Origin of the sequence: Hydrogenobaculum sp., from assembly GCF_049967395.1 — a bacterium.
In the GTDB taxonomy this organism is placed as follows: domain Bacteria; phylum Aquificota; class Aquificia; order Aquificales; family Aquificaceae; genus Hydrogenobaculum.
In genome coordinates this window covers 1-5755 of record NZ_JBMFST010000065.1, presented here as the reverse complement: position 1 = coordinate 5755, position 5755 = coordinate 1, and the positions used below count along the sequence as shown (strand labels likewise).

The following is a 5755-nucleotide window of genomic DNA, read 5'->3' as shown; positions in this document are numbered from 1 at the left end:
AAATAAACGAAACTTTAGTAGAGTATTACAAGAAGTTAGGGCTAGGCATGAACGATATGAATATTTATGGAAAGTTTTTATTATATTTTTTTAGTCTATCAACAGCAACTTCATCTCTAGCTTTTCTTTTGTCAACTTATCCTGGAGGAAACTGGGCTTCTAGATTTTTGCCAAATTTATTTTATAATCTAATTATAATCTTGATGTTTTTATTTTCTAAAATTAGATTAACCAATAAGGTTAAAGCTATTTCTATAATTTATATTTTATGCTACATCTTTATCGGCTCATATAATTATAAAATATGGGCAAATATACATTTTAAACCCAAAAGATTAGGCATCGAGCATCTAATTTCAGTATTAGAGGCAAATAACTTACATTTTGGATATGGTGATAAATTTGGTGTACAGTCTAATTCCTTTGGAGTTTTAACTAACTACAAAATAGTCGTTGCCGGAATGACAGATTCTTTTTATCCTACTGATTATTCAAGTTCTTACTTCTTTAATATAGATAAAGTACCTAATCATAGTAAATATTTCATAGTAATCCCAAATAAAACCAACCCATGGTGGCATTTAAAACCAGAGGATTTTATGAAGAAAGCGACATCATTTTTTGGTAAACCTTCAAAAACAATAAAGCTGAACCATTATACTATAATTGTATGGAATCATAAACTAAACTTTCATAATATACATTAACAATCAATTAAACTCTAATTCTCACACGCCAAAGCATAGTATAATATTAACATGTACACGTTGGTGCTTTTAAGACATGGGCAGAGCCTTTGGAATCTAGAAAATAAGTTTACCGGCTGGATAGATGTGGATTTGAGTGAGCAAGGAAAAGAAGAAGCTAAAAAAGCTGGACAGGCGATGTTAGAAGCTGGCGTGCTGCCAAAAGCTGCTTTTACATCTTACCTTAGAAGAGCCATAAATACACTAAACATAGCTCTTGATACAATGAACCTTCATTACATAGATGTTTTTAAAAGCTGGAGACTAAACGAAAGACACTACGGAGCGCTTCAAGGTCTAAACAAAAAAGAAATGGTAAAAATCCACGGAGAAGAGCAAGTAAATATATGGAGAAGAAGCTACGATATTCCACCGCCACCCCTTTCTAAAGATGACCCAAACCATCCCTGCAACGACCCAAGGTATAAACATATAAGATGTCAAGATTTACCATCATCGGAATCTTTGAAAGATACACTTATAAGAACGCTTCCGTACTTTCAAGATTTTATAGCACCAGCTCTTTTTCAAAGGGGATGCGTATTGATAGCTGCTCACGGAAACTCCCTTAGAGCCATAGTAAAGTATTTAGAAGATATATCAGAACAAGATATAGTAAAGCTAAACATACCCACCGGCATACCGCTTGTTTATGTATTAGATGATAATTTGAACATAAAAAGCAAAAGATACTTAGCTGACGAAGAAACATTAAAGAAAGCCATAGAATCCGTGGCAAATCAAACAAAAGCATGAATACCAAACCAAAAGCCGTAGAACTATCAAAAGAAGTTTTAAAAAAGCTATTGGAATGCGGTACAGAAATTGACGAGTTTTATAGGCTTTTTAGAGAATTAAGACTTTTAGAAGACGAAAGCCCAAACTTTGCAAAAGCTATTTTAAATGTAGAACACGGATTTTTCATGACTATACAATCTTTAAACATTTTAAAAGAACAGCTTCAGCTTCTTAGCATAGCTGCCAAAAAAGAAGAGATAACATGATAGAACTAAAGATAAACGGCAAAACCATCACGTTAAAAGACTTCCCATCAAAGGCTTTAGAAAGCACCATAATTGGTTTTATAAAAGCTCTCAAACTAGAAGAAGAACCAACCGAGGTAAAAATACTTATTAAAAAAGATGCCACAGATAAAGATAACCCCTGATATAGCAAACGAGCGCATCGACCTTTTAATATCAAAAATATACCCAGACATCTCAAGGGAGTATATAAAAAAGATAATAAGAGAAAACGGTGTTTTAATAAACGGTGAAAAGGTTTTTAAAAGCTCAAAAAAAGTCTTTGAAAACGATATACTAGAGTTTGAAATACCACCACCAAAAAAATTAGATGTAAAAGCCCAAGATATACCTATAGAAATACTCTATGAAGATAAAGATTTAGCAGTGGTGGTAAAACCCTCTGGTATGCCTTCTCATACAGGCCCAGGACACGATGAAAACACCCTGGTCAACGCTCTTCTTTCTAAGTTTGGAAATCTATCTGTCATTGGTGGAGTAGAAAGACCGGGGATAGTCCACAGATTAGACAGATATACCCATGGTATTATGGTAATAGCCAAAAACGATACCAGCCACCAAATGTTGTCCTCTATGTTTAAAAATAGAGAAATAGATAAAAGATACAAAGCCATAGTATACGGTATACCAAGGTTTAAAGAACAAACCATAGAAACACTCATAAGAAGACATCCTACCAATAGGTTAAAATTTGAAGTGGCACCAGAAGGAAAGGAAAGCATCACAAAATACTATTTAGAAAAACCTTTAAAAAACGCTAGTCTTCTAGACATAAAAATATACACCGGAAGAACCCATCAGATAAGAGTCCATATGTCTTACATAGGACATCCTATAATAGGGGATACCCTTTATGGTTATAAGCACTCCTACTTTGATAAAACGCTCCAAGAAATAATAGGTGAAAGGTTTCTGCTAGTGGCTTACAAGCTTAGCTTTCTTCATCCTAAAAGCCAAAAACCAATGGAATTTGAGATAGATATGCCAGATTATTTTAAAAATGTTTTAAAATATTTAGAATCTTGAGTTTTTATTATAATTAAAAGGATGAAAAAATTAGTCTTAATAGTTATTTTACTTTTTATAAACAAAGCTTTTGGAGACGCTATAATAAAATCAAATTATCCTTTGGCAAAAAACAACTTTTCAAAAGTCATTACAAAAGAAAATCTCAAAAGGATGATAGGCATTATCAAAAATATAGATTATGTAAAAGATGTAAAAGTGTTGGGCTTTAAAGAAGATAAGCCTATTGTATATATAGAAAGATATCCTATAATAAAACACGTAAAAATAACAGGAAACACGTTTTACCACGCTGTAGACCTCATACCAATAGCAAATATAAGACCCGGCACACCTGTAAAAGTATCTGTTGAACAAAAAGAAAAGCTCATAAAAGATTTCCTAGAGGAGTTTTACAAAGACAACGGTTTTCTGAAAGCAAAAGTAGAAGATAAAATAACAGAAAGCAAAGACGGATATTTAAACGTATACGTCAATATAAAAGAAGGGGATCTCTATTTTATAAAGGATGTTTTTGTAAATGGAAAAAAATTCAAAAACGATGCTCTTCCAATAGGTGATATAGCAAACATCAAAAACCTAAACAAAATATACAACATAGTAAGAAAACACTTCGGTAAAAACTCAAGGGTTTTTGTGTATCAAGAAAAAATGAAGACATTGATTACAAAAAGACCCTTTAAAGCTATATTTGGGACGCAGAATATAAAACATAACATATTTCACATAGTAGGGGTTTTCATAAACGATATTTCAAAATTTTTAAACTATCCAATACCTTTCACGAAAGCAGCCCTTGGAGAAGGTGGCGTAGTAGATGTTTATTACAAAGCCTATCAAAGACCTTTAAACAGCGTTTCTTTTGAAGGCAACAAAGCTTTTAGTAATAAGATCTTAAAAAAGATAGCAAACATAAGCGAAATAGATATATTTACACTCCAACAAGCAAAAGAAAATATTTTAAGATTTTACAAAGATATGGGATATCTTGATGCAAAAGTCCAATATAAAGTAAACAAAGAGTACACAAAAGCAACATTTTACATAAAAGAGGGCAACAGATACAGCATAAACAACATATCTTCTAACTGCAAACGTTTAGAGGCTTTTATTAAAAAAAGATACAAAGATAAATATTTAAATATGTTAGCGTTGAAAAAGCTGATAAATCAATATCACAAAAAACTTGAAAAAGAAGGATACATATATGGATTTTCCTACAAATACAACGTAGAGAAGTTGCCTAACTATCAAACGAACATAAATATAAGTATAAACAAAGGTTATAAGATTATACTATCACGCATTGTTGTAAAAGGCACAAAAAACAAACATATTTTGGATATTTTTAAAAGCTATAAAACCCCAAGAGAATACAACGCAAAAGATATAGAAGATCTTTACAAGGATAGCATATTAACCGCTAAGAAATACGGATATTTTGACGTAAAAGTAAAACCAGTTGCGCATTTAAAAATTATTGGTAAGCACTATTACAAATACATTTATACATTTAATATAAACTTAGGCAAAAGGTACGAAAACGGCAACACGGTAATATATGGCTACAACCACACACTAGAACATAGTATACAATACATGGCAGCACTACCAAAGTATTACTCTTTAGAGGACGAAAGAAGAGCGATAAAAAATTTACAAGAAAGTTCAATATTTGATGCGGTCAACTTGGAAACATTTTTAAATAAAAAGCAAAAGAGGGTTGATAGGCTTATAGAACTTCAAGAAGGCAAAAGAGGTTTTTTTAGAATAAAAGCCGGATACAACACAGAGCAAAGGTTGGTGTTAGACAGCTCTTTAATGTGGGCGGATCTATTTGGCACACCGGCAATGGCGATATTCAACTACAATATATCCAGTTTAAACACCACTTACAAACTTGGCATATCTGACAAATTTTTATTTTCCAAAAATTATTTGGGAGATATCTTTTATCAAAGAGATTTTGAGATACACAACAGCTATTACTTTGTATCAAAAGGCATAAACCTTGATATAGGAAGAAGAATAGGAAATTATTATACCTTTAGCATAGGTTATTCCAAGACAAGAGACTACGTTTACAATGCACCTATACAAGACAACGGATATTCAAACCAAGAGACTGTTAGCTTTAGCTTGACAAGAGACTACAAAAACAAATCCATAAACCCTACAAAAATAGGCTATGACAACGTTAATTTTACCAAAAGCCTACAAACTGGCTACAACAGTTTTAATATAAACACATACTATCTTATACATATAATAGATAAAATATTTTATAGTTTTAAATTTGGATTTGGAGCAGAAAACGACGGTCTTATATATCAAAGATTTTTCTTGGGCGGTCTTAAAGACATGATGGGTTATAACTTTGAAGATATAGGTTCTCCAGAAGGCGGAAAATATTACGGGTTTTTAAGAAACGAGATAGATTTCCCCATTAAAAGTCCTTTCAACTTAGCGCTCTTCACAGATACGGGCAATGTATCAAACAACATATCTGGCATTACAAAAAACATAAAACAAGATGTTGGTGTCGGCGTATTCGTATATACGCCAGTGGGCCCTGTAAGATTTGACGTAGCAAAACCCATCACAAAGATACCAAACATAAACTCCTCTATAAAATATTACATATCAATAGGATATTTTTATTAAGGCTTCAAAGAGTGCTCTCTTTCAAATCTATGAGAATTATACTTTCATCCTTTTTGGCCAAATCTCTCAGATTATCGGCAAAGCCAGACTTTGAAAACAGCGCATAGTATTTTATTTTATAGCTTTTTAAATAATTAGATTTTTGCTTAAGGTCATTTAAAACTTCTATCCCCACCGGTTTATTCCAATATTTACATTCTCCTATAAGTGCTTGGTCATCTTTTATAGCCATTATATCTATTTCCACATCCTTATCCCAGTATCTACCAATTTTTT

At 32.1% G+C, this 5755-nt stretch carries 7 protein-coding genes; 6 read left to right on the top strand and 1 reads right to left on the bottom strand.

The window, feature by feature from the left end; all coding sequences use genetic code 11:
• From ACP5S8_RS07610 to ACP5S8_RS07585, 6 genes are all read left to right on the top strand, one after another.
• Positions 1–707 (top strand): hypothetical protein (locus tag ACP5S8_RS07610; protein ID WP_461876356.1); only part of this gene is annotated, 707 nt, incomplete at its 5' end.
• 51 nt (positions 708–758) lie between these two features.
• On the top strand, positions 759–1502 hold the full coding sequence (gene gpmA / locus ACP5S8_RS07605) for a 2,3-diphosphoglycerate-dependent phosphoglycerate mutase (protein ID WP_461876355.1): 744 nt from the start codon (positions 759–761) through the stop codon (positions 1500–1502).
• On the top strand, positions 1499–1750 hold the full coding sequence (locus tag ACP5S8_RS07600) for a hypothetical protein (protein ID WP_461870765.1): 252 nt from the start codon (positions 1499–1501) through the stop codon (positions 1748–1750). The genes gpmA and ACP5S8_RS07600 overlap by 4 nt, the downstream gene beginning before the upstream one ends.
• Positions 1747–1914, top strand: a complete 168-nt coding sequence (locus ACP5S8_RS07595; protein WP_461870766.1) for a hypothetical protein — start codon at positions 1747–1749, stop codon at positions 1912–1914. The genes ACP5S8_RS07600 and ACP5S8_RS07595 overlap by 4 nt, the downstream gene beginning before the upstream one ends.
• A complete protein-coding gene (locus ACP5S8_RS07590; RefSeq protein WP_461876353.1) occupies positions 1889–2815 on the top strand; it encodes an RluA family pseudouridine synthase in 927 nt (308 codons plus the stop codon). The genes ACP5S8_RS07595 and ACP5S8_RS07590 overlap by 26 nt, the downstream gene beginning before the upstream one ends.
• Before the next feature lie 21 nt (positions 2816–2836).
• On the top strand, positions 2837–5479 hold the full coding sequence (locus ACP5S8_RS07585) for a BamA/OMP85 family outer membrane protein (protein WP_461876352.1): 2643 nt from the start codon (positions 2837–2839) through the stop codon (positions 5477–5479).
• Between the two features lie 4 nt (positions 5480–5483).
• Here the strand turns inward: ACP5S8_RS07585 and ACP5S8_RS07580 are convergent.
• On the bottom strand, positions 5484–5755 hold a 272-nt coding region (locus tag ACP5S8_RS07580), incomplete at its 5' end, for a DUF234 domain-containing protein (RefSeq protein WP_461876351.1).

Coding starts and splice junctions, on each gene's coding strand:
- ACP5S8_RS07590 (WP_461876353.1), top strand. CDS start 1,889: ATGCCACAGATAAAGATAACCCCTGATATAGCAAACGAGCGCATCGAC.
- ACP5S8_RS07585 (WP_461876352.1), top strand. CDS start 2,837: ATGAAAAAATTAGTCTTAATAGTTATTTTACTTTTTATAAACAAAGCT.
- gpmA (WP_461876355.1), top strand. CDS start 759: ATGTACACGTTGGTGCTTTTAAGACATGGGCAGAGCCTTTGGAATCTA.
- ACP5S8_RS07600 (WP_461870765.1), top strand. CDS start 1,499: ATGAATACCAAACCAAAAGCCGTAGAACTATCAAAAGAAGTTTTAAAA.
- ACP5S8_RS07595 (WP_461870766.1), top strand. CDS start 1,747: ATGATAGAACTAAAGATAAACGGCAAAACCATCACGTTAAAAGACTTC.